The 24,231-nt window shown below is 68.6% G+C and carries 20 protein-coding genes; 13 read left to right on the forward strand and 7 right to left on the reverse strand.

The features are described 5' to 3' along the window. Positions 1-44: 44 nt before the first annotated feature. From cbiE to K6L26_RS14400, 3 genes are read left to right on the forward strand one after another with little or no spacing between them, the layout of a single operon-like run. Complete coding sequence (gene cbiE / locus K6L26_RS14390; protein WP_221853392.1) at positions 45-1,217, forward strand: precorrin-6y C5,15-methyltransferase (decarboxylating) subunit CbiE; 1,173 nt, start codon at positions 45-47, stop codon at positions 1,215-1,217. Next, positions 1,214-1,969: a precorrin-4 C(11)-methyltransferase gene (gene cobM, locus K6L26_RS14395; RefSeq protein ID WP_036394348.1), complete on the forward strand. Its 756-nt coding sequence runs from the start codon at positions 1,214-1,216 to the stop codon at positions 1,967-1,969. The genes cbiE and cobM overlap by 4 nt, the downstream gene beginning before the upstream one ends. Then, positions 1,969-2,688, forward strand: a complete 720-nt coding sequence (locus K6L26_RS14400) for a cobalt-precorrin-6A reductase (protein ID WP_221853287.1) — start codon at positions 1,969-1,971, stop codon at positions 2,686-2,688. The genes cobM and K6L26_RS14400 overlap by 1 nt, the downstream gene beginning before the upstream one ends. Here the strand turns inward: K6L26_RS14400 and K6L26_RS14405 are convergent. From K6L26_RS14405 to cobG, 5 genes are all read right to left on the reverse strand, one after another. Continuing rightward, entirely contained in the window at positions 2,678-3,739 is a 1,062-nt protein-coding gene (locus K6L26_RS14405; protein ID WP_221853288.1) for a phosphotransferase family protein, read from the reverse strand. The two genes, K6L26_RS14400 and K6L26_RS14405, sit on opposite strands and share 11 nt — an antisense overlap. Further along, positions 3,736-4,386: a TetR/AcrR family transcriptional regulator gene (locus K6L26_RS14410; RefSeq protein WP_019349018.1), complete on the reverse strand. Its 651-nt coding sequence runs from the start codon at positions 4,384-4,386 to the stop codon at positions 3,736-3,738. Before K6L26_RS14410 ends, K6L26_RS14405 begins: the two co-directional genes overlap by 4 nt. A gap of 86 nt (positions 4,387-4,472) precedes the next feature. After that, positions 4,473-5,999, reverse strand: a complete 1,527-nt coding sequence (locus K6L26_RS14415; RefSeq protein ID WP_208862412.1) for a precorrin-2 C(20)-methyltransferase — start codon at positions 5,997-5,999, stop codon at positions 4,473-4,475. Then, positions 5,996-6,622, reverse strand: coding sequence for a precorrin-8X methylmutase (locus tag K6L26_RS14420; RefSeq protein ID WP_036394350.1), 627 nt, complete (start codon positions 6,620-6,622; stop codon positions 5,996-5,998). The genes K6L26_RS14415 and K6L26_RS14420 overlap by 4 nt, the downstream gene beginning before the upstream one ends. 9 nt (positions 6,623-6,631) lie before the next feature. Then, the gene (gene cobG, locus K6L26_RS14425) at positions 6,632-7,750 is read right to left on the reverse strand and encodes a precorrin-3B synthase (RefSeq protein WP_221853289.1); all 1,119 of its coding nucleotides are present in this window, start codon (positions 7,748-7,750) and stop codon (positions 6,632-6,634) included. Positions 7,751-8,105: 355 nt separating this feature from the next. Between cobG and cobN the strand changes: the two genes are divergently transcribed. From cobN to K6L26_RS14455, 6 genes are all read left to right on the forward strand, one after another. Further along, on the forward strand, positions 8,106-11,693 hold the full coding sequence (cobN, locus tag K6L26_RS14430) for a cobaltochelatase subunit CobN (protein WP_245008731.1): 3,588 nt from the start codon (positions 8,106-8,108) through the stop codon (positions 11,691-11,693). A gap of 20 nt (positions 11,694-11,713) precedes the next feature. Continuing rightward, positions 11,714-12,097: a PPOX class F420-dependent oxidoreductase gene (locus K6L26_RS14435; RefSeq protein WP_019347872.1), complete on the forward strand. Its 384-nt coding sequence runs from the start codon at positions 11,714-11,716 to the stop codon at positions 12,095-12,097. Between the two features lie 68 nt (positions 12,098-12,165). Continuing rightward, positions 12,166-12,660 carry an FxsA family protein gene (locus K6L26_RS14440; RefSeq protein ID WP_019347871.1) on the forward strand — a complete coding sequence of 165 codons (495 nt, stop codon included), beginning with the start codon at positions 12,166-12,168 and terminating at the stop codon, positions 12,658-12,660. A gap of 17 nt (positions 12,661-12,677) precedes the next feature. Next, positions 12,678-14,273, forward strand: coding sequence for an amidohydrolase (locus K6L26_RS14445; protein ID WP_019347870.1), 1,596 nt, complete (start codon positions 12,678-12,680; stop codon positions 14,271-14,273). Then, complete coding sequence (gene lnt, locus K6L26_RS14450) at positions 14,263-16,173, forward strand: apolipoprotein N-acyltransferase (protein ID WP_245008732.1); 1,911 nt, start codon at positions 14,263-14,265, stop codon at positions 16,171-16,173. The genes K6L26_RS14445 and lnt overlap by 11 nt, the downstream gene beginning before the upstream one ends. A gap of 9 nt (positions 16,174-16,182) precedes the next feature. Continuing rightward, complete coding sequence (locus tag K6L26_RS14455; RefSeq protein WP_221853290.1) at positions 16,183-16,989, forward strand: polyprenol monophosphomannose synthase; 807 nt, start codon at positions 16,183-16,185, stop codon at positions 16,987-16,989. A gap of 55 nt (positions 16,990-17,044) precedes the next feature. On the opposite strand, the gene rbpA is transcribed toward K6L26_RS14455, so the two are convergent. Continuing rightward, entirely contained in the window at positions 17,045-17,383 is a 339-nt protein-coding gene (gene rbpA / locus K6L26_RS14460; RefSeq protein WP_036394353.1) for an RNA polymerase-binding protein RbpA, read from the reverse strand. A gap of 124 nt (positions 17,384-17,507) precedes the next feature. On the opposite strand from rbpA, the gene K6L26_RS14465 reads away from it, so the two are divergent. Beyond that, a complete protein-coding gene (locus K6L26_RS14465; RefSeq protein WP_036394051.1) occupies positions 17,508-17,849 on the forward strand; it encodes a hypothetical protein in 342 nt (113 codons plus the stop codon). Here the strand turns inward: K6L26_RS14465 and K6L26_RS14470 are convergent. Then, positions 17,846-18,562, reverse strand: coding sequence for a hypothetical protein (locus K6L26_RS14470; RefSeq protein ID WP_036394052.1), 717 nt, complete (start codon positions 18,560-18,562; stop codon positions 17,846-17,848). The two genes, K6L26_RS14465 and K6L26_RS14470, sit on opposite strands and share 4 nt — an antisense overlap. A gap of 76 nt (positions 18,563-18,638) precedes the next feature. Here K6L26_RS14470 and K6L26_RS14475 point away from each other — a divergent pair, with 76 nt between their 5' ends. From K6L26_RS14475 to K6L26_RS14485, 3 genes are all read left to right on the forward strand, one after another. Next, positions 18,639-20,150: a carboxylesterase/lipase family protein gene (locus K6L26_RS14475; protein ID WP_019347864.1), complete on the forward strand. Its 1,512-nt coding sequence runs from the start codon at positions 18,639-18,641 to the stop codon at positions 20,148-20,150. 64 nt (positions 20,151-20,214) lie between these two features. Continuing rightward, complete coding sequence (locus K6L26_RS14480) at positions 20,215-22,152, forward strand: primary-amine oxidase (protein ID WP_043370313.1); 1,938 nt, start codon at positions 20,215-20,217, stop codon at positions 22,150-22,152. A gap of 45 nt (positions 22,153-22,197) precedes the next feature. Beyond that, positions 22,198-24,198 (forward strand): DUF7064 domain-containing protein, encoded by a 2,001-nt coding sequence (locus K6L26_RS14485; protein WP_047037911.1) that lies wholly within the window; start codon positions 22,198-22,200, stop codon positions 24,196-24,198. Positions 24,199-24,231: the final 33 nt, after the last annotated feature.

The raw sequence follows: 24,231 nt of genomic DNA on the forward strand, positions 1-24,231 counted from the left end.
ATGAGCCGCTTGCGCGAAGAGCAAGGACCCCGCTAGTGGCCGGGATGATCACCGTGGTCGGCATCGGGGCCGACGGGATGGCGGGTTTGTCGCAGACTTCGCGTGACGAGTTGGCGAAGGCCACCGTGGTGTACGGGTCGCCGCGACAGTTGGAGTTGCTCGACGGCACTGTGACCTCGGACCGCCGGGAATGGCCGTCGCCGATGCTGCCGGCCCTGCCGGACCTCTTCGGCGACAGCGACGTGCACGTGGTGGCCAGCGGCGATCCGCTGCTGCACGGCATCGGGGCGACACTGATCCGGTTGTTCGGCGCACCGCGGGTGCGGGTGCTACCGCACGTGTCGAGTGTGACGCTGGCATGCGCACGGATGGGCTGGACGGTGCCCGACGCCGAGGTGATCAGTCTGGTCACGGCCCCGCTGCACACCGCGGTGCGACGCGGAGGCCGGGCGATCGTACTGTCCCGCGACGGGCATACCCCGGCCGGGCTGGCCCGGTTGCTGAGCGAATCCGGCCGGGGAGACTCGGAATTGACCGTGCTGGAGCAGTTGGGCGGGCCGGGGGAGCGGCGCGTCGACGGCGCCGCCCGGGACTGGGCGACGGCACCGCCGGAGGGTATCGACGACCTCAACGTGATCGCGGTGACCTACCGGCCCGACGAGCGTCGCGCTCAGGCCCTTCCCGACGAGACGTTCAGCCACGACGGGCAACTGACCAAGCAGTCCATCCGTGCGGTCACGCTGGCTGCGCTGGGTCCGCGACCCGGGGAACTGCTGTGGGATGTCGGCTCGGGTTCGGGCAGCATCGCGATCGAGTGGTCGCGCAGCGCACCCGGTTGTGCGGCAGTCGCCTTCGAGCGTGATGAGCAGCGCCGTGACCGCATTCTGACCAACGTCACGGCATTCGGGGTTCGCGTCGACGTGCGCGCCGGTGCCCCCGACGCGTTCGACGGTGCACCCGACCCGGACGTGATCTTCGTCGGCGGCGGTGTCACCCAGCCCGGGGTACTGCAGGCCTGCTTCGACCGATTGCCCTCAGGCGGGCGGCTGGTGGTCAACGCCGTCACGTTGGAGTCAGAATCAATTGTGGCGCAGTGGTATTCAAAGGAAGGCGGCGAGGTGCGGCGTTATCAGCACTACCAGGGCGGCGCGATCGGCGGGTTCACCGGCTGGCGCCCGGCGTTGCCGGTCACCCAGTGGGCGGTGGCCAAGCGATGACGGTGTATTTCATCGGAGCCGGCCCGGGCGCGGCCGACCTCATCACCGTGCGCGGTGCGAAGCTGCTCGGCAGCTGCCCGGTGTGCCTGTACGCCGGCTCGATCATGCCCGACGACCTGTTGGCGCTGTGTCCGCCCGATGCCAAGGTGGTCGACACCGGGCCGCTGAATCTCGATCAGATCATCGGCGAGTTGGTGGCCGCGGACCAGGCGGGGGTCGATGTGGCACGCCTGCATTCCGGTGATCCGTCGATCTACAGTGCGCTGGCCGAGCAGTGCCGGCGTCTCGACGAACTGGGCATCGAGTACGAGATCGTGCCGGGCGTACCGGCATTCGCCGCCGTGGCAGCGGCGCTGGGCCGCGAGCTCACCGTGCCCGGGGTGGCGCAGACCGTCACCCTGAGCCGGGTCGCCACCCTGTCCACGGCCATGCCCGAGGGCGAGGATCTGCGCACGCTGTCGGCGCCGGGTGCCACGCTGGTGCTGCACCTGGCGGCCGCCCAGATCGACAACATCGTCCCGCAGCTTCTCGAAGGCGGCTATCACCACGAAACACCTTGCGCCGTGGTGGCATTCGCCAGCTGGCCGCAGGAGATCGTGTTGCGCGGAACCCTCGCCGACATCGCCGCGAAGATGCACGCCGCCTCCGTGACGAAGACCGCGGTCATCGTCGTCGGCGATGTCCTTGCCGCCGAAGGATTCTCCGACAGCTACCTGTACTCGTCGGGCCGTCGCCGTGGGGCGACCCACTGATGAAGGTCCTGCTGCTCGGCGGCACCGGTGAGGCCCGCGCCCTGGCCGCGGCCCTGCATCCGGAGGTCGAGGTGATCAGCTCGCTGGCCGGGCGGGTTCCGGATCCTGCCCTGCCGGTCGGGCCGGTGCGTATCGGCGGGTTCGGCGGTGTCGCCGGTATGCGGCAATGGGTGATCGACGAGCGTGTCGACGCCGTTGTTGACGCCACCCATCCTTTCGCCGCCACCATCACCGCGCACGCGGCGCAGGTGTGCGCCGAGCTCGGGGTGCCGCATCTGGTCCTGGCCCGGCCCGCGTGGGCGCCGGGAACCGCCATCGCGGTGGGCTCGGATCGGGAGGCGGCCGAAACCGTGGCCAGGAACGGCTATTCGCGCGTCTTCCTGACCACCGGACGTTCCGGCACCCGGGTGTTCGAAGGCGTCGACGCCTGGTTCCTGATTCGTGCGGTCACCGCGCCGGACCCGGATACGCTGCCCGCCCGTCACGAACTGCTGCTGTCTCGCGGCCCGTACGACTACGAGGGGGAGCTGGCGCTGCTGCGCGAGCACCGCATCGATGCGTTGGTGACCAAGAACAGCGGCGGCGCGATGACCGAACCCAAGCTGCGCGCCGCCGAGACGGCGGGTGTGCCGGTGGTGATGGTGGACCGTCCGCCGCTGCCGCCCGGGGTACGGGCGGTGGCGACGGTCGAGGAGGCGGTGGAGTGGGTCAGGCGTTGATCAGGTCGAGTGTGCCGAGTTCGCGGATGGCCTGACAGCCGCGCTGGGCCATCACCACCATCATGTCGTCGCCGCGTTCGGTGGAGTTGGCGAACGCGGTACCGAGAACGGTGATCAGCGGCGCCTGGAGCATGCCCAAACGGTAATCCCGCCAACAGGTTTCGCGGTCATAGTCGCTGACGCCGTGGGACAGCAACCGGTCGTGGTAGGCCCCGACGAGGTCGCCTTCGGCGGCGGCCCGGACAGCGGGGTCCAGGCTGGTCGCGGTGAAATAGGACAGGTCGCGGGCCGGCAGTCCCGAGCCGAGGGTCTGCCAGTCCACGACGGTGATCCGACTGCGGTCGGGGTCGAACAACATGTTGTCCAGCCGGTAGTCGCCGTGCAGGATGGCGAACCGGTCGGGCTCGGCCAGCAACCACGGGGTGACCATCGACATCGCGGTGCGCAGGGTGTCCTGATCGTCGGCGCTCAGGCGCGCTCCGAGTTTGTCGAGCGTGATGTCGGCGGCCATCTTGGCGACGTCACCGAATCCCTTGGCGGAATCGGGTTCGGGTTTGGGCATGGCGATGCCCGGGAAGTTGGCCCATCGTGGGTCGGCCCAGGTCGGCCCATGCAGATCGGCGAGCGCGCGCACCGCGAGATGCGCCTCGGCCGGCGTGCATCCGGCAATCTGGTCACCCTGTTCGGCCGGTGCCAGATCGCTCAGCAGCAGCACGAAATCGGCTCCTTCACCGGCGATTTCGCAGTGGTGACAGTGCGGCACCGGGATCTGCACGTGGTCGGCGACGTTGGTGTAGAAGGCATGCTCTGAGCGGTAACCGATGGAGACGCGGTCCCGCACCGTCTCGTCTTGTGACGGCAGTTTGATCGCGAAGGTGGCCGGCAGGCCGGTGTCACCGCGGTAGGTGACCGACACCCGGTAGGTGGCGCCGGTCTGGCCGGTGCCGATCGGCGCGGTCTGCACCGTGTCCACCTCGGTGCCCAGGATCTGCGACAGCCATCCGGCGGTCACCTCGGTGGGCTTGCCCGGAATGGACACCGCGGCCGTCATCGGGGCGCCACCGTTTCACTGACCGTGCCGTAGATCGTGCCCATCCACATCGCTTCTGCACCTTCCAGCAGTTGGTGGCGGGCCAGCGACCCGCCGATGATGATTCGTTCGACCAATCGATCGTTGAGTTCCATCAGCAGGCTGGCCAGCACCCGCGGGTCGGGGCCGTCGGGAGCGCGGCCCTCGGCCCGTTCGGCGGCGATCACCGCGGCGACCGTGGGCACGAACGACTCGCGGGCCTGGTCCCACATGTCGCGGACGCCGCCGTTGGCTGCGCGGGCCTCCCACATCGCCTGGAACAGATAGCGGTGGTCCTCGGCGGTCCGCAGCACTGCCTCCAGCGTGTCGCGGATCCGGGTCCGGGGTGGCTGGGCAGTGTCGGCCAGGATCGTGTTGGCCGCCAACAGTGCCTCGTGCATCGGCTCGAGCAGGGCGGCCACCGCGGCGGCCTTGTTCTCGAAATAGAAGTAGAAGGCCGACCGTCCCACTCCGGCCTGCCGCGCCACCTCGGCGATGTTGAGGGCGTCGAACCCGGTTTGCTTCAGGTGCTCGTCGAGCGCGGCGAGGATCGCGGCGCGGCGTTGGTCGCTGCGCTGCGGTTGCCTACGGTCCAGCGGTGACCGCGTGGGTGCGCCCGGTGATGTCACGGCTCTCCCTCGAACGGGTGTGACGCCGGACACTATCGGGCTTTCTGACAGCAGTCAATAAAAATCGACGCGAGTCAGTGGTGTGTTCAGCCGGGGTAGTGGCGCGGGGTGAACACCCGGTCCTCGGTGGCGTCGCCGGCCGCCGAACCCGTGTACCACTGCGTCTGGGACGAGCCGACGATCAGCATCGTGCGCATGTCCACCTGGGCCGCGTCCAGGTCGGCCAGGCGCACCACGGTCACCCGCTCACCGGGGCCGGGCTGCGCCCCGGATACGGCGCGGGCGACGACCACCGGGGTGCTCGGATCCCGGTATTCGAGCAGCAGTTCGCGCATGGCGCCCACCTGCCAGGTCCGGCTCTTGGAGGCCGGGTTGTAGATCGCCAGCGCCAGATCGGCCTTGGCCGCCGCCCTGAGGCGTTCGACGATCACGTCCCACGGCTTGAGCCGGTCCGACAGCGAGATCACGGCGTAGTCGTGGCCGAGCGGGGCGCCCACCCGGCTGGCGACCGCCTGAGCCGCCGTCATCGCCGGAATCACGCGCACCTCGACGCCGGGCCACTGCTTGGCCTCTTCGAGCACCGCGGTGGCCATCGCGAAGACACCGGGATCGCCCGACGAGACCACCGCGACCGTGCGGCCCTCCTGCGCGAGCTTGCAGGCCAGTTGAGCGCGGGCCGGCTCGTCGGTGTTGTCGCTGGGGTGGTGGTGCTGCCCGGCGCGGGCCCCGACTCGATCGAGATAGGGGCCGTAGCCGATCAGGTCGGTGGCCGCAGCCAGCTCGCGGCGGCTCTGCGGGGTCATCCAATCCGAGTCGCCGGGTCCGAGGCCGACGACCACCACGCTGCCTTGCGGTGCGGTGGACCGGGACCGGCCGGGGACCATGGCCAGCGAGAAGTACGGCACCTTGATGTCCGCGCCGCCGTCGGTGCCCATCTCGCCGGCGGGCGCGACCCGCTGCCGGTCTGTGCTGGCGCGCTCGACGTAGTACGCCTCGTCCAGCCGTCCTGTCGATTCGAGGGCTTGGCGCACCCGGGTGTAGGACCGGCCGAGCTTGAGCACGACGGCCGCGTCGGTGTCGGCCAGGCGCCGTTCCAGCTCCGCTGTGGGCAGGGTGCCGGGCAGGATCGTCAGCACGTCGTCGCCCTGCACCAGCGGGGTGCCCGTGGCGGCCGAGGCGGCGCTCACCGAGGTGACACCGGGGACGATGACCGCGTCGAACCGCTCGGTGAGCCGGGTGTGCATGTGCATGTAGGAGCTGTAGAACAGCGGGTCGCCCTCGGCCAGCAGGGCCACGTCGCGGCCGGCCTCCAGATGCGCCGCGATGCGCTCGGCGGCCGCCGCGTAGAAGTCCTCCATCGCGCCGACGTACCCGCCCGGATGGTCGGTGGTCTCGGTGGTCACCGGATAGACCAGGTGCTCTTCGAGCTGGCCTTCGCGCAGGTACGGCGCGGCGATGCCCCGGGCGATGCTGTGTCCGTGCCTGGCGCTGTGATAGGCCACGACGTCCGCCGCGGCGATCAGCCGAGCCGCCTTCACCGTGACGAGCTCCGGATCGCCGGGGCCCAGCCCGACGCCGTACAGGGTTCCGCGCTTGGTGGTCTCGATGTTCACTCGCGCTCACTCGCAATCGAATTGACGGCGGCCGCGGCCATGGCGCTACCACCGCGCCGACCGGTCACCACCAGATAGGACATGCCACGCGGGCGCTCGATGAGTTCCTGCTTGGACTGGGCCGAGCCGACGAATCCGACGGGCCCGCCCAACACCGCGGCCGGTACGGGGGCGCCGTCGTCTAGCAGTTCCAGCAGCCGGAACAGGGCGGTCGGCGCGTTGCCGATCGCGACCACCGCACCGCCGAGGCGCTCGGCCCACAGGTCGACCGCTGCCGCCGAACGGGTGAAGCCCAACTTCGCCGCCAATTCCGGGGCACGCGGATCAGCCACCAGTGAGACCACCTCGTTGTCGGCGGGCAACCGCGAGCGTGTGATGCCGGCCGCCACCATCGACGAGTCGCACAGCACCGGGGCGCCCGCCGCGAGCGCGGCATGCGCCCTGGTTACGACGTCGTCGGTGTAGGAGACATGATCGGCGACGTCGACCTGACCGCAGGTGTGGATCAGTCGGACCACCACCCGCGACACATCGTCGGGGAAGTGCGACAGGTTCGCCTCTGCGCGGATCGTCGCGAACGACTGCCGGTAGATCTCCGCGGCGTCACGGATGTAGTCGAGCACCCGCATACCCTACGGGGGCGGCATACGCAGCCGGTATCCGTCCTCGGCGGCGACCAGGACCTCTCCGGAGGGCGGGCTGCCGCAGGCCCGATCACACCCCACGAAATGCCGGTGCGTGTCCGTGGGCGCGTTGACCGCCTCGGCGGCGTCGGCGCGCACATCGGCGGCGGATTTCGCGCAGCCGGGGCTGCCGGTGCAGGCGCTGAGCCGCAGCCATGGCGAGTCCTCGTCGAACACCAGACCCAGTGGTGCCAGCACACGTAGTGCGGTGTCCGCGATGCCCTCGGGGACGTCGCACACCAGCACCGAGCGCCACGGGGTGATCACCAGCGGGGTCTCGACGGCGGCCAGGAAACGGGCGACCCGGGCCTGCAGTACACCCAGCGGCACCGCGGCCCCGAGTGCGATGTCGCCATCGCGTTGCTCGATCCAGCCGACCGGAGGGACCAGTGTCGGCGGCCAGGTGGCGCCGGTCGGCGCGCTCGCGGTCAGGCCCTCCAGTAGGGGCCCGTGGTCGTTGAGTTCGGTTATGCGCCAAGCTTTTCCACGGATGCCGAGGAAACGACGGGCGATCTCGACGAGGCTGGCGACCACGTCACCCGTGTCGAGGCGCACCCCGGTGTCGCGTCCGGCCAGCAGCAGTGCGAATGTGCCGTCATCGCGGGCGTGCGCCCCGGCGTCGGCGTCGATCCCGGATATGTCGCCACGGCCGTCGTCGAGGCTGAACCAGAACCTGCCCGGCAGGGTGGCCAGTGCCGGTTCGGACTGGATGGCGCGGTCGAGGTCGACGACCAGCGGGCGGACATCGGTGAGGCCGCCCGAGCGTCCGGACAGTGGGGAGGCCACGATGTTGCGGGCCCGCTCATGGGTCGGTGACGGCAGCAGGCCCGCCGCCGTCAGCGCTGTGGCTGCCGCGTCGGTGTCGGTCACCGCCCGGATCTGGATGTTGCCGCGGGAAGTCAGTTCCATTGCGGGAGAGCCGAACTCCTCGGCCACCTGGGCCAGGGTGGTCAGCTGGGCCGAGGTGATCATCCCGCCGGGCAGCCGCAGCCGCACCAGAGCGCCGTCGGCGGCCTGATGCACCGTCAGCGCACCGGGGCAGGCGTCCTGGTCTCGGGTCCTGGTCATGGTGCCCGCCATCTTACTTTCGGCGGTGGCTGTGACATCGGCCACTGGTCCGCAAACCTGTTCGGTCGCTTACAGATAAGCCATTTTCACCACCTCGGGACGTAGCGTTTACGAGGGTTCCCGGGACCATCGGTACCGGGAAGTTGACGACCTCGATCAGAGGTCCGATGAAAGGAGCGATCCATGCTTGCCTTCGGTGCATTTGTCGCATTCGTCCTGTTGCTCGTCGCGACGGCGGGTTCGCCGTACCGGCAGTCGTGGCACAACCGCTTCGGTGAGACCCAGCCCTGACGTCTCGACGACCTCTGCCGCACCGGCTGCCCCGATCGGGCAGCCGGTGCGGTACGAATGGGGGGTGTTTGCTCCCACCGTCCTGCTGCTGTCGACCTCGGACACCGACCTGATCACTGCCCGTGCCAGCGGGGCTCGGTACCGCTGGGCCAATCCATCGCGGCTGGTCGACGGTGAACTCGAGGAATTGCTCGACGGCGCCGACATCGCGGTGATCCGGATCCTCGGCGGCTACCGGGCCTGGCAGGACGGCATCGACAGCGTGGTGGCCAGTGGCGTGCCGACCGTCGTGGTCAGTGGCGAGCAATCGCCCGATGCCGAATTGATGGGGCATTCGACCGCTCCACAGGGCGCCGCCCTGGAGACGCACATCTACCTGGCTCAGGGCGGCGTGCAGAATCTGGCGAACCTGCACTCGTTCCTGTCCGACACCCTGCTGATGACGGGATTCGGATTCGCGGCTCCGGTGACCACCCCGAGTTGGGGCATCCTGGAGCGTGCCGCTGCCCCTGTGGCGGACGGCCCGACCGTCGCCGTGCTCTACTACCGCGCCCAGCAGCTGGCCGGGAACACCGCTTACGTCGAGGCGCTGTGCGAGGCCGTCGAACAGGCCGGCGGGCGGGCGTTGCCGGTGTTCTGCGCCTCGCTGCGCACCGCCGAGCCCGAACTGCTCGAGCTGCTCGGCACCGCCGATGCGCTCGTCACCACCGTGCTCGCCGCCGGCGGCGCGACCCCGGCAGCGGTCGGCGCCGGCGGCAACGACGATTCCTGGAACGTCGCTCACCTTGCCGCACTGGACATTCCGATCCTGCAAGGGCTGTGCCTGACCAGCTCGAGGTCGGATTGGGCCACCAATGACGACGGGATGTCGCCGCTGGACGTCGCCACCCAGGTTGCCGTTCCCGAGTTCGACGGTCGTATCATCACGGTGCCGTTCTCCTTCAAGGAGATCGATTCGGAAGGGTTGATCTCTTACGTCGCCGACCCGGAACGCTGCGCGCGGGTAGCCGGTCTGGCCGTGCGCCATGCCCGGCTGCGCGCCATCCCGGCTGCGGAAAAACGTGTGGCCGTGGTGTTTTCGGCCTACCCGACCAAGCATGCCCGCATCGGCAACGCCGTCGGCCTGGACACCCCGGCCAGTGCTGTCGCACTGCTGCGTGCCATGCGCGAGGCCGGCTACGACATCGGTGACATCCCGGGCATCGACTCCGGCGACGGGGACGCGTTGATCCATTCGCTGATCGAGCGCGGCGGGCAGGACCCGGACTGGTTGACCGACGAGGCGCTGGCGGCCAATCCGATCCGCGTCCCGGCCAAGGACTACCGAGCCTGGTTCGCGACGCTGCCCGCCGAACTCGCCGATGCCGTCGTCGAGCACTGGGGCCCGCCGCCGGGTGAGCTGTTCGTCGACCGCAGCCGCGATCCCGAGGGCGAGATCGTCATCGCAGCAATCCGATCCGGCAACGTGGTGCTGATCGTGCAGCCGCCCCGAGGCTTCGGCGAGAACCCGGTGGCCATCTACCACGACCCCGACCTGCCGCCCAGCCACCACTATCTGGCCGCCTACCGCTGGCTGGACTCGTCGTTCCCCGGTTCGTTCGGCGCGCACGTGGTCGTGCACCTGGGCAAGCACGGCAACCTCGAATGGCTGCCCGGCAAGACCCTGGGCATGAGCGCTGCGTGCGGCACCGACGCCGCGCTCGGTGACCTGCCGCTGGTCTACCCGTTCCTGGTCAACGACCCGGGGGAGGGCACCCAGGCCAAGCGCCGGGCCCATGCCACCCTGATCGACCACCTGATCCCGCCGATGGCCCGCGCCGAAACCTACGGTGACATCGCCAAACTCGAGCAGCTGCTCGACGAGCACTCCACCGTTTCGGCCCTGGACCCCGGCAAGCTGCCCGCCATCCGCCAGCAGATCTGGACCTTGATGCGTGCGGCCAAGATGGACCACGACCTGGGCCTGGAGGACCGTCCCGACGAAGACTCCTTCGACGACATGCTGCTGCACGTCGACGGCTGGCTGTGCGAGATCAAGGACGTGCAGATCCGTGACGGTCTGCACGTGCTGGGCCAGAAGCCCGCCGGGGAAGGCGAACTCGACCTGGTGCTGGCCATCCTGCGGGCCCGGCAGCTGTTCGGCGGCGAGCAGACCGTCCCCGGGCTGCGGCAGGCGCTCGGGCTCACCGAAGACGGCAGCGACGACCGCGCGGCCGTCGACGCCGCCGAGGCCGGTGCCCGCGAACTGGTTGCCGCCCTGCAGGAAACCGGTTGGGACGCAGGCGCAGTGGACAAGATCACGGACAACCCGGAGGTGGCCCGGATCCTGCGGTTCGCCGCCACCGAGGTGGTGCCGCGTCTGGCCGGCACGGCAGGCGAGATCGACCAGGTGTTGCGGGCCCTGGCCGGCGGCTTCATCGAGTCCGGCCCGTCCGGGTCGCCGCTGCGCGGCCTGGTCAACGTGCTGCCCACCGGGCGCAACTTCTACTCGGTCGATCCCAAGGCCGTCCCGTCCAGGCTGGCCTGGGAAACCGGGGTGGCGATGGCGGATTCGTTGTTGGATCGCTACCGGACCGATTACGGTCGCTGGCCGCAGTCCGTCGGCCTGTCCGTGTGGGGCACCTCAGCCATGCGCACCGCGGGTGACGACATCGCCGAGGTGCTGGCACTGCTCGGGGTGCGGCCGGTGTGGGATGACGCCTCGCGCCGCGTGGTCGACTTGGAGCCGATCGAGCTGTCCGAGCTCGGCCGCCCGCGCATCGACGTCACGGTGCGCATCTCCGGATTCTTCCGTGACGCCTTCCCGCACGTGGTGACCATGCTCGACGATGCCGTGGCCTTGGTGGCCGGCCTCGACGAGTCGGCCGACGACAACTACGTGCGTGCCCACGCGCAAGCCGACCTGGCCGAGCACGGCGATCAGAGGCGGGCCACGACAAGGATTTTCGGTTCCAAGCCGGGAACTTACGGCGCGGGCCTGCTGCAGCTGATCGACAGCCGCAACTGGCGTGACGACGCAGACCTGGCCGAGGTGTACACCGCCTGGGGCGGCTTCGCGTACGGCCGGGGACTCGACGGTGCGCCCGCCTCCGACGACATGAACCGGGCCTACCGGCGAATCGCGGTGGCGGCCAAGAACACCGACACCCGCGAACACGACATCGCCGACTCCGACGACTACTTCCAGTACCACGGCGGCATGGTCGCCACCGTGCGGGCGTTGACCGGTCAGGCGCCGGCGGCCTACATCGGCGACAACACCCGTCCCGACGCGGTCCGCACCCGCACCCTGTCGGAAGAGACCAACCGCGTCTTCCGGGCCCGCGTGGTCAACCCGCGCTGGATCACCGCGATGCGCCGACACGGCTACAAGGGCGCTTTCGAGATGGCGGCCACCGTCGACTATCTGTTCGGCTACGACGCCACCGCCCACGTGATGGCCGACTGGATGTACGAGCGGCTCTCGGCCGAGTACGTGCTCGACGACGAGAACCGCAAGTTCATGTCCGAATCCAATCCGTGGGCGCTGCACGGCATGGCAGAGCGACTGCTGGAGGCGGCGGGCCGCGGGATGTGGGCCAAACCCGAACAGGCAACGCTCGACGGGTTGCGGCAGGTGCTGCTGGAAACCGAAGGCGAGCTGGAAGGCTGACCACGGTCTAGATTCGTGCCATGGCTCTCACCTTCGCCGATGTCGCCAAGGCCGACTACGTCCTGCTGACCACCTTCACCAAGGACGGGCGGCCCAAGCCGACCGCGATCTGGGCCGCGCCGTCGTCCGACGGATTGGTCGTCATCACCCAGGAGTCCTCCTGGAAGGTGAAGCGGATCCGCAACACGCCGCGGGTCACGGTGGCGGTGTGTGACGTGCGCGGCAACCCCAAGAGCGAAGCGGTCGACGCCGTCGCAGAGATTCTGCCCAAATCCGCCAACGGCGCCACCTACGACGCGATCGGCAAGCGGTACGGACTGCTGGGGAAGACCTTCAACCTCTTCTCCAAGCTGCGCGGTGGCATGAAGAACAATGTTTCGATCTCGCTCAAACCGGTGAACTGAGCCCTGGTCCCGTCGGCAGTGCGGCAACCGGTGAGGAACCCGAGCGTCCCCTCGATCGTTGAGCAGGCATGGCAAAGCGGCTGTTTCTGATCTATCTCCTGGTTGAGATGGCGGTGATGGTCGCCCTGGTGGCGACCATCGGGTTCGGCTACACCGTGCTGCTGCTGTCGGCCTCGTTCGTGATCGGCCTGGCACTGGCCGGTTCGCAGCTCAACCGGCAGATCCGTCGCCTGCGCGCGGGATTGTCCGGCGGGTTGTCCAACCCCCAGGGCGCGGTGTCCGACAGCGTGCTGGTGGCGCTGGGCACCGTGCTGGTGGTGATTCCCGGACTGGCCAGCTCCGTTCTCGGCGCGGTGTTGCTGCTGCCGCCGACCCGGGCCGCAGCCCGCCCGGTGCTCACCGGCCTGGTTGCCCGGCGCATGCCGATCATCGTCGCGGCGCCCGCCGGTTTCGGCGCAGCCACCGGGTCCGCTGGTTATCGGCACGGGACGGGCGACTACATTGACGGCGAAGTAATCGACGTCAACGACATCGACCCGTACCGCCTGCCTCCCAAGGCCTAACCGCCAGCCGAAACAGTGTGACCACCCTTCTGATCAACGGGCGCATCCACAGCCCCAGCTATCCCGACGCGACCGCTTTCGCCGTCCGCGACGGGGTAGTGGCGTGGCTGGGTACCGATGATGTCGGCCGCTCGCAGTTTCCCGAAGCCGAGGTCGTCGACCTGGACGGCGGCTTCGTCGCACCCGCATTCGTCGACAGCCACGTTCACCTGACTTCGACCGGGCTCAGCCTGGACGGACTGGACCTTCGTGGGGCCACCTCACTGCAGCACTGCCTGCGCCTGGTGGATGAGTACGCGCGCCGGCACCCTGACGGTCCGATATGGGGCCACGGCTGGGACGAGTCGAGTTGGCCCGGGCAGGCCGGCCCGAGCACCGATGACCTCGACGCGGTGCTGGGCGAGCGCCCCGCCTATCTGGCCCGCGTGGACGTGCATTCGGCCGCCGCGACGTCCGCGCTGCGCCGGTTGGTGCCTGCCCTGGTCGAGGCCACCGGATTCGACCCGCAGCGTCCGCTGAGCGCGCAGGCACATCATCTGGTGCGCGCGGCCGCGCGTGAGCAGCTGACCCCGCAGCAACGGCATGCCGCCCGCGTCGCCGCACTCGATCACGCCGCCGCGATGGGCATCGCCGCGGTTCATGAGTGCGCCGGTCCACAGATCGGCGGTCTGCTCGACTGGCAGGAACTTCGTGCGCTGGAGCACGGCGTAGAGGTCGTCGGGTACTGGGGCGAACCGGCCGGCGACGCCGACCATGCTCGTCACCTGATCGCCGAGACCGGCGCCCGCGGCCTGGCCGGAGACCTGTTCGTCGACGGTGCCCTCGGCTCACGCACCGCATGGCTGCAGGCGCCCTACCGCGACGCTCCCGACAGCTGCGGCACCTGCTATCTGGACGCCGAGGTCATCGCCACGCACGTGCAGGCCTGCACCGAGGCCGGTGTCCCGGCCGGTTTCCACGTCATCGGTGACGCTGCCGTCGCTGCGGTCGTCGAAGGATTCGCCGCCGCGGCACAACGATTGGGCGGTCCGGCCCTGGCCCGCTGCGGCCACCGTCTGGAACATCTCGAGATGGTCAACCCCGAACAGGCCGCGCAGTTGGGAGCCTGGGGTGTGATCGCCAGCATGCAACCCAACTTCGATGCCCTGTGGGGTGGGGAAGACGGCATGTATGCCCAGCGTCTCGGCCTTGACCGAGTTCACCAGCTGAACCCGTTCGCGCTGTTAGCATCCGAAGGCGTGCCCCTCGCGTTCGGCTCGGACACCCCGGTCACCAGCATGAACCCCTGGCAAACCGTGCGTGCCGCGGTCTCGCACCAGAGTGCGGGCAGCGCGATCTCAGCTCGTGCCGCCTTCGCTGCCGCCACCCGCGGCGGCTGGCGGGCCGGCGGCGTTCGCGATGGCTCCACCGGCACGCTCACTCCCGGTGCCCCAGCCAGCTACGCGGTGTGGGAGGCCGAGGACCTCGAGGTCAGCGCGCCGGCCAACGCCGTCCAGCGATGGTCGACCGATCCGCGCTCCCGGGTGCCGGCACTGCCGCGGCTGGCCGCAGATGCGGAGCTGCCGCGGTGCCGTCAGACCGTTCACCGGGGTGTCGTCATCCATGGGCAGTGACCGTCCCCGAGACAAATCGGCCCGTCCGCAACTGGGACGCGCAGACCGTTTCGGTCTCCGGCGGCCGGGCCCCAACGAGACCACCGAGGTGATCCCGGCGATCGAGGAGGACGAACTCGCCGAGCTCGACCAACTCGACGACGAATCCTTCGACGAGCTCGACGAGCACGCCACCGGCGATCCGGTGGCCGACATCGATCCCGACGATGAGCCCGAGGAGCGCGAATACCGCTTGACCGCGGCGGGCACGCCCGACCGGTGGTCCGTGCTGACCGTGCGGGCGTCACGCTTGGGCCGGGCGGCGGCCGCGCGCTGGGCACAGTTGAGTGCCGCGGTCGCTGGCGGCCTCGCGTTGTGCCTGAGCTACCCGCCGACCGGCTGGTGGTGGGCGGCCTTCGTCGGACTGGCGCTGATCGGGTGGGTGCTGACGCTGCGCTCCACCACCCGCGCGGGCGGCTTCGGCTACGGATTCTTGTTCGGCCTCGCGTTCTACGTACCGCTGCTGCCATGGATCAGCGGCCTGGTCGGCGCGATGCCGTGGCTGGCCCTGGCCGTCATGGAGTCGCTGTTCTGCGGGCTCTTCGGCCTGTCGGCAGTGGTCGTCGGGCGACTACCCGGGTGGCCGTTGTGGTTCGCCGCGCTGTGGGTCACCCAGGAGTGGCTCAAATCGACCGTGCCGTTCGGCGGGTTCCCTTGGGGCGTCCTCGGATTCGGCCAGACCAACGGACCACTGCTGGCCATCGCACGCTGGGGCGGTGCGCCCCTGGTGTCGTTCGCGGTGGCGCTCGTCGGCTTCAGCGTGACACTGCTGGCGCTGGAGATCGTGCATTGGTGGCATCACGGCCACAAGCCGGGTTTCCCGGCGCCCGCGGTCATGCTGCCCGGCCTGAGCATCACCGTGGTACTGCTGGGCACTGCGTTGATGTGGCCGCAGGTCCGTCACTCCGGAACCGGTGCCGGCGACGAACAGACCGTCACAGTGGCCGCCGTACAGGGCAACGTGCCCCGGCTCGGCCTTGAGTTCAACGCTCAGCGCCGCGCCGTCCTCGACAACCATGTGAAACAGACGCAGCAGCTGGCCGACGACGTCCGTGCGGGCCGCGCCCCGCAACCCATGTTCGTGGTCTGGCCGGAGAACGCCTCCGACATCGATCCGCTGGCCAACGCCGACGCCGCCGCACAGATCACCGCAGCGGCCGACGCGATCGGCGCGCCGATCCTCGTCGGGACCGTCACCAAGGCCGATGGTTACACCGCCGACAACCCCGTGGCCACCAACACCGTGATCGTGTGGGATCCCGAGCATGGGCCGGGTGAGCGCCATGACAAGAAGATCGTGCAGCCGTTCGGCGAGTACCTGCCGTGGCGCAGCTTCTTCAAACATCTGTCGTCATATGCGGACCGGGCCGGCTACTTCGTGCCGGGCGAGGGCAACGGCGTCGTACACGCTGCCGGCGTGCCGATCGGGGTGACCACCTGCTGGGAGGTGATCTTCGACCGGGCGGCACGTGAGTCGGTGCTCAACGGTGCCCAGGTGTTGACCGTGCCGACCAACAACGCCACGTTCGACGCGAGCATGAGCGCGCAGCAGCTGGCGTTCGGCAAACTGCGGGCGGTCGAACACGATCGGTACCTCGTGGTCGCCGGCACCACGGGTATCAGCGCGGTGATCGCCCCCGACGGGCGCGAGCTGGCCCGCACCGAGTTCTTCCAGCCGGCTTATCTGGACAGTCAGGTGCGGTTGAAGTCGGATGTGACGCCGGCCACCGAGTGGGGGCCGACCCTGCAGGTGGTGCTGGTCACGATTGGATTTGGGGCGTTGCTGGCCGCAATACTGCACAATGGAGGGTTCGTGCAAAAAATGTTGAGGCGTCGCACCGGCGAAGGCCCGCGACGATGAAGGAGCCACATGACAGTCCCTGGTGATGGAGCGCAGCGGCCGGGGGAATCCAGCCCTCGCCAGGACGGCGAACGCCCGAGTCAGCGCACGCTGGTGATCATTCCCACCTACAACGAGCGGGAGAACCTGCCGTTGATCGTCGGGCGCGTGCATCACGCCAGCCCCGAGGTGCACATCTTGGTGGTCGACGACGGCAGCCCCGACGGCACCGGCAAGTTGGCCGATGAGCTGGCCCTGGCCGATCCGGATCGGGTGCACGCGATGCACCGCACCAGCAAGGCGGGTCTCGGTGCGGCGTATCTCGCCGGATTCGCTTGGGGGCTGGGCCGCGGATACTCGGTGCTGGTCGAGATGGACGCCGACGGCAGTCACGCACCCGAAGAACTGAACCGGCTGCTCGACGCGGTCGACGCCGGGGCCGATCTGGCCATCGGCTCGCGCTATGTCTCCGGTGGCACGGTGCGTAACTGGCCGGTCCGCCGCCTGGTGCTGTCGAAGACCGCCAACACCTACTCGCGGCTGCTGCTCGGTGTCGGTATCCACGACATCACCGCCGGGTACCGCGCGTACCGGCGCGAGGTGCTCGAGAAGATCGACCTGTCGGCGGTCGATTCGAAGGGCTACTGCTTCCAGATCGACCTGACGTGGCGGGCGATCAACAATGGCTTCAAGGTCGTCGAGGTGCCCATCACGTTCACCGAACGCGAGCTCGGCGTCTCCAAGATGAGCGGTTCCAACATCCGTGAGGCCATGTTCAAGGTCGCGGAGTGGGGCATCCGCGGGCGCCTGGACCGTGCCCGGGGCGTGGTGCGCTGACGGGACACAAAAAACCGCGATATGCCGACGGCATATCGCGGTTTTTTATGCGCGGTCAGCTGCCGCGCCGCTTGGACTTGATGAGGTCGAGCCGCTCCTTGAGCAGTTCTTCGAGCTCTTCGACGGAGCGACGCTCCAGCAGCATGTCCCAGTGGGTACGCGGCGGCTTGACCTTCTTGGGCTCGGGTACATCACCCTCGATCAGGGTGCCCTCGAGCCCGTTGCGGCACAGCCAGGTGCCGGGGATCTCGGCGTCGTCGGCGAACGGGACGTCGAACTCTTCACCGTTTTCGGTGCGGTAGCGGGCCACCTGACGTGGCGCGAGGTCATGGTTGCGGTCGGTCTCGTAGCTCACGGCTCCGAGGCGACTGCCTCTCAGGACGCGATCAGCCATCGTCAACACTCCTTATTTGGCGTTTTTGTCCGGATGTATCAACGCTGCGCGGCGTTGCCAAGTTCCCGACTCGACCATCGATGATACGCGGGTCGAGGCCCCGGGCAGTCTACAGTCGTGAGCCATGGCGACCGGGAACCGCAGACGTGACCGTCCGCAGCCGTGTCGGTGGTGCGGGCGTGAGGTCGCCGATGCGCAGATGGGTCGCCGCCGTCAGTACTGCCGGCAATCCTGCCGGCAGCGGGCCTACGAACAGCGGGCCATGGTCAAGGGCACCTCGCTGGCCCCGGATTCGGTGGTGCTCTCCGCGGATGAGGCCGCTCAGCTGTCCGACCGGGTGTACCAGGTCCGGTGTGCCGCCGAGGACGTGGCCATAGCGGTCGACGAGGGCGCCGGCGCGGACGAACTTCGGCAGTTGTGCGACGCGCTGCTCCAGGCAGCGAAGGCCGCCGACGGCTGGCGCTAGTCGGGCGGGCAGCGCAGCTGCCGACCCACGCCGACCGGCGGCGGAACCGGCTTGAGGCAACCCAGCGGTTCGACGCCTGAGGAGTTCAGCAGCACCCCGGACTGGTGCGCGTAGTTGACGCACACCAGAGTGGTGGCATCAGCCCGGCACCGGTAGTCGCCGAACGCCAGCGACTTGCCCTCGGCCAGTTGGGCGCCGTCGCCGTAGCCGAATCGCCCCGGATCTCCGTGCAGCGAGCCCACATCCACGGTCTCCCCGGCGAAATCCACCCAGCCGGGGATCCACTGACCCTCGACGTCAGCCGGTTTCGACGGCAGGTCGTCGGCCTTGATGAGACATGCCAGTTGGCCGCCGAGGTTCTTGTCGGTGGCGCAGCGAGCGGAGCCCGAGGGTGCGACGAACGCGATGTCCTCGCCCAGGTTGGTGGGTTGGCCGTCACGGGTCGCGGTGTGGAATCCGGACGGCTCGGCCGGGGTGCCTGCCTCGACCCACTTGATCACCCGGCTCATCGGTGTCCCGGCGGCCGGCGCCGTGGTGGGCATGGGCGAGGTTGTCGTAGTGGTGGGCGTGGTGGTCTTGATATGTGGGGCGCCGGCCGGCATCGACATCCGGGGCTGCGAGCTCGGTTGCGACTCGTGCCCCCCTCCCGACGAGCAGGCCGCCACCAGAGCCACCGAAAGCACAGCAGCCCCAACAGTCACAACGGTGCGCATACCCGCAAGGCTAGCGGGCGCGTGTCACGCCCACCGCATGTCCGTCGACACCCGTCGAGTTCGATACGGTCGGTGCATGCACGAGCGGACCGTCCGGGCAAAGATCAACACGGGCATCGTCGAAGGCTTCACCCGCGACGGCGTACACCGTTGGCGTTCCATCCCTTACGCCAAGCCGCCGGTCGGCCCGCTGCGCCTGCGTGCACCCGAGCCCGCCGAGCCATGGCCCGGCGTCCGCTACTGCCACGGGTTCGGTTACTGCGCGCCCCAGCAACGTCGCTACACACTGGTCGGCCTGGGCAAGCATCAGCCGATGAGCGAGGACTGTCTGACGCTCAACGTGGTGGCACCGGAGAAACCCAATTCGGATGAGCCACTGCCGGTGATGTTCTTCGTGCACGGCGGCGGATACATCATGGGCAGTTCGGCCACCCCCATCTACGACGGTGCCGCGTTGGCCCGTCGCGGGTGTGTGTTCGTCTCGGTCAACTATCGCCTCGGCATGCTCGGGGCCGTCGAGCTTTCGTCGTTGTCGACACCGGAGCATCCGATCGACGACAACCTGTTCCTGCGCGATCTGGTGTTGGCGCTGCGCTGGGTACGCGACAACATCGCGGTGTTCGGCGGCGACCCTGACAACGTGACGATCTTCGGCGAGAGTGCGGGTGCGCATGCCGTAGCGACCCTGCTCGCCGTGCCCGACGCCGAGGGACTGTTCGCCCGGGTGATCTCACAGAGCCCGGCCAGCGGGATGGTCAGCTCGGCCGATGCCGCCGCCGCGATCGCCGATCAGCTCGCCGAATTGCTCAGTCCCGGTGCAGGATCGGCGGCCGCGGCATTGATGTCCGCACGCCCGGCCGAGTTGGGCCGAGCTCTCGAAGCGCAGGTCATGCGGGGTCAGACGGAGATGCCGGGCGCGTTTCCGGTCGGCCCGACGTTCGGTACCGACTACCTGCCGGTCGATCCCGTCACGGCGATGGCCGAAGGTCTGGCTCACCGGATTCCGTTGATCGTCGGCAACAATGCCGACGAGGGGCGGCTGTTCACCCGGTTCCTGCCATTGCTGCCGACCAACGAACCGATGATCGAGAAACTTTTCGCCCGTATCCATCCCGAGCACAGGCGGCGGATCGTGGCGGCCTACCCGGACTATCCGAGCAGCGCGGCCTGCGTGCGGCTCGGCGGAGATTTCGCCTTTGCGTCGGCCACCTGGCAGATCTCCGAGGCGCACAGCGCGCACGCGCCCACCTACGTGTACCGCTATGACTATTCGCCGCGGACCCTGCATTGGGCGGGGCTGGGAGCGACGCACGCGATGGAGCTGCTGGCGGTGTTCGACACGTACCACACGACTTACGGCGCGCTGCTGACCGCGGTGGGCGACCGCGGGTCGGCCCGCCGGGTCAGCCGTGACGTGCAGCGGCGCTGGCGTGAGTTCACCCGGACCGGAACTCCCGGCCCGGGTTGGCCGGTCTACCACCCCGATGAGCGGGCGGTTTTGGTGTTCGACGACCGGCCCCGCGTCGAATACGACCCGCACGCGCAGCGGCGGCAGGCCTGGGAAGGGTTCACGCTCGCCGAGAGGTGAGATCCTCTGCTCCACTCTGAGCGATCCGCTGCACGGAATCCGCCGGTGTGGTTGCGTGTTTGGGGTGGATTACCCCTTGGATCCGCTGTCGGCCGACGAGTTTCGAGCGGTGGCAGCGATACTGCGGCGCGAGCACGGAGTAGGGCCGGGTTGGCGGGTGGCCTCGGTGGAGCTCATCGAGCCGTCCAAGGCCGAACTGGCCGGTTTCGACGGCGGCGGCGCGCGGCCGGACCGCCGCGCGGCGGTCATCTGTCTGGACCGATCGGCGAACGCCACCTACAAGGGCGTGGTGTCGCTGACCGAGGAGCGGGTCGAAAACTTCGACCACGTCCCCGGTGTCCAGGCCAACTTCACCGTCGACGAGTTCACCGAATGCGACGAGGTGTTGCGGCGGCATCCCGATGTGATCGCCGCGCTCGCCAAACGCGGCATCACCGATCTGGACAACGTGTTCATGGACACCTGGACCTACGGTGACGCGGTCGCGCCGCCGGAGTACCGCGACCGCCGCATCGGTTGGTCGGACACCTGGTACAAGCAGGCCGCCGGGGCCAATCCGTACGCTCACCAAGTCAGCGGCCTGCACTGCGTGATCGACGTCAACACCATGGAAGTGCTGCGCGTCGAGGATGACGGCAGTTCCGAAATGCCCGAGGTCATGGGCGAATACGTGCCGCACCACATTCCGGAACGGATCCGCGCGGCGTCACCCCGGGAGCCGCTCAAGCCGCTGGAGATCACCCAGCCCGACGGCCCGTCGTTCACCTTGGACGGCAACCTGCTGCAGTGGCAGAACTGGTCGTTGCGGGTCGGCTTCAACCACCGCGAGGGGATGACACTGCACACCGTGCGATACCGCGACGGTGAGACGAACCGGTCCGTGGCACACCGCATGTCGTTCGCCGAGATGGTGGTGCCGTATCGAGACTCCTCGGTCGACCACTACCGGCGGACCGCGTTCGACATCGGGGAGTGGGGCCTGGGGTTCATGACCACCTCACTGGAACTCGGTTGCGACTGCCTCGGCGAGATCCGCTACCTCGATGCGGTACTGCACGACAGTGCCGGCGAGCCGTACACGATCACCAACGCGATCTGTATCCACGAGGAAGACAACGCGGTGCTGTGGAAGCACGTCGACCACGACGCGGGTGCCGAGGTACGCCGGATGCGCAGGCTCACACTGTCCTTCCACGTCACCGTGGCCAACTACGAGTACCTGGTGTATTGGCGGCTGTACCAGGACGGCAACATCGAGTGTGAGGTCCGCGCCACCGGGATCATGGTCACCACCCCGTTCCCCGCCGGGCCGACGCCGAAGAACGGCACGCTGGTCGACGAGCGCACGTACGCGCCGTTCCATCAGCACTTCCTGATCGCCCGCTTGGACCTCGACATCGACGGCACCGACAACACCGTCTACATGACCGAGTCGTACGCCGAAGAAATGGGGCCCGACAATCCTTACGGCCTGTCATTGGTGGTGCGCAATCAGCCGCTGCGCACCGAGCAGGAGGGCAAGCAGGACGTCAGCTTCGACACCCAGCGGGCCTGGAAGGTGGTCAACACCAACGTGGTCAACGGGCTGGGCACGCACCCGTCCTACAAGCTCGTGCCCACCGGGGCGATCCCGGCGATGTTCGACCCCGCTTCGCCGGTGGTGCAGCGCGCCAATGTCATCACGCACACGCTGTGGGTGACTCCGAACCAGCCCGACGAGCGATGGCCGGCGGGGGAGTTCGTCAACCAGTCGGTGACCGACACCGGGTTGGGTGAGTGGACCCAGGCAGACCGCTCGATCGACAACACCGACGTGGTGCTCTGGTACGTCTTCGGTATCCACCACATCACCCGTCCCGAGGACTGGCCCGTGATGCCGGTCGACGTGGTGTCCTTCTGGCTCAAGCCATTCGGGTTCTTCGACCGCAATCCGGCATTGGACGTGCCTGCCACGCCGCCGGAGGCCTGCGCGCACGGCCATGCCAAGGCGGCACACCATTAGTTGACACCTGTCATGTGTGACGGGGAACACTGCTAGGTTGCCTGTGTGCAACCGACTCAAACCGCCGTACTCGAACGCCCCGAAGACCTGACCCGCGACTGGCTGACCGCCGCGCTGGACGCCGGCCCCGTCAGTGGCTTCAGTTTCGAGCGAATCGGAACCGGCCAGATGAGCGAGTGCTATCGCGTCTCGCTGGAGTATGCCGGCGAGTCGGATGGCCCGGCGTCGGTGGTGCTGAAGGTGGCCGCCACCGACCCCAACAGCCGCCAGACGGGGCTGGCGCTGGGCCTCTACGAACGTGAGGTGCGGTTCTACACCGATATCGCGCCTGCCCTGGCGTCCGGGCCGGTGGCACCCTGTTATCACGCCGCCATCGATACCCAGACCGGTGCCTTCGACCTGTTGCTCGGCGATGCGGTGCCGGCTGTGGTGGGTGACGAGATCCGAGGTGCCACAATCGAACAGGCTGCCGTGGCGCTGACCGAGCTGGGCCGCATCCACGGATCGACGGCCGGTGCCGAGGCCCTGGATCAGGCCGAATGGCTGAACCGTGAGGCGCCGGTCAATCAGGCTCTCATCACCGGCTTGTACGCCGCATTCGTCGACCGCTACGCGGATCTGATCACGCCGGAACAACGCCAGGTCTGCGAGCGCCTGGTCGAGAGTTTCGACGCCTACCTGGCCGACGAGGGCGCATCTCATCGGCCGATGGGTCTGGTGCACGGCGACTATCGGCTCGACAACATGTTGTTCGGCGCCGAGGGGGCGGACCGGGCGCTGACCGTGGTCGACTGGCAGACCGTCACCAGGGGACCGGCGTTCACCGACGTCGCGTACTTCATCGGCTGTGCTCTGCCCGTCGAGCAGCGTCGCGCCCACTACGACGAGTTGCTGACGGCGTATCACCAGGCGCTCGGACCGGACTCGGCACTGACGCTCGGCCAGGTGCGCGAGGGCGTACGCCGGCAGAGCTTCTTCGGCGTGATGATGGCGATCATCTCCTCGATGCTGGTGGAACGTACCGAACGCGGCGACCAGATGTTCATGGCGATGCTCGATCGGCACTGCAGTCACGTGCTGGACACCCACGCTCTGGATATCCTTGCGCCGCCGGCGGTCCCGGAGCCGCTCGTGCCTGCCGCCGAGGACGAGCTCGCTCACGCGCCCACCGATGAGGCGCTGTGGAACGAGAGCTGGTATTTCGACTTCGTCGACGCCGACGCGGGCTTCGGCGGCTGGATCCGCCTGGGGTTGATCCCCAACCAGGACACCGCGTGGATCAATGTGCTGTTCTGCGGTCCGGGGATGCCGACCGTGGCGGTCAACGACTTTCACGCGCCGCTGGCCGAGCCGTCGTCGGTGAAAGGGGATGGGGTCGAGCTCAACCTGCACCCCGACGAGCCGCTCCAGACCTATCGCGTGACCGCCACGGGCACGGGCGCGGCGTTCGACGACCCGTCGGCCTTGCTGCGGGGCGAGTCGGGGGAGCCCGTCTCGGTGACGCTGGACCTGACCTGGACCACCGTCGGTACGCCATACCAATACCGCGTCACGCCCCGGTACGAGATTCCGTGCACTGTGTCGGGAACGGTGATCATCGGTGATCAGACCCACACCGTCGAAGCGGTCGTCGGTCAGCGCGATCATTCGTGGGGCGTGCGCGATTGGTGGGCGATGAACTGGGTCTGGAACGCAATCCATCTCGATGACGGCACCCACCTGCACGGGGTGGACGTTCGAATCCCCGGCATGCCGCCGATGGGTATCGGTTACGCGCAGCGCGCGGGCGAACCGCTCGTCGAATTGCAAAGCATCACAGCGGATTACGAGCTCGGCAATGACGATCTGCCGGTGTCGACGACGCTGGCCCTGCAACCCGGCGACATCGAGGTGGCCGTCGACATCGTGGCACATGCCCCCGTGCGGTTGGTGGCCCCGGGAGACGACGGGCGCGTCAGCCAGTTCCCCCGGGCCTGGGCTAAGGTGCGCACGGCCGATGGTCGCAGCGGTATCGGCTGGCTGGAGTGGAACCGCAACCTCACGTAGCCCAGTGGCTCACCCCGGCACCGCGAGCGTGCG

It is taken from the genome of Mycobacterium farcinogenes, assembly GCF_019739075.1.
GTDB classification, from domain to species: Bacteria; Actinomycetota; Actinomycetes; order Mycobacteriales; family Mycobacteriaceae; genus Mycobacterium; species Mycobacterium senegalense.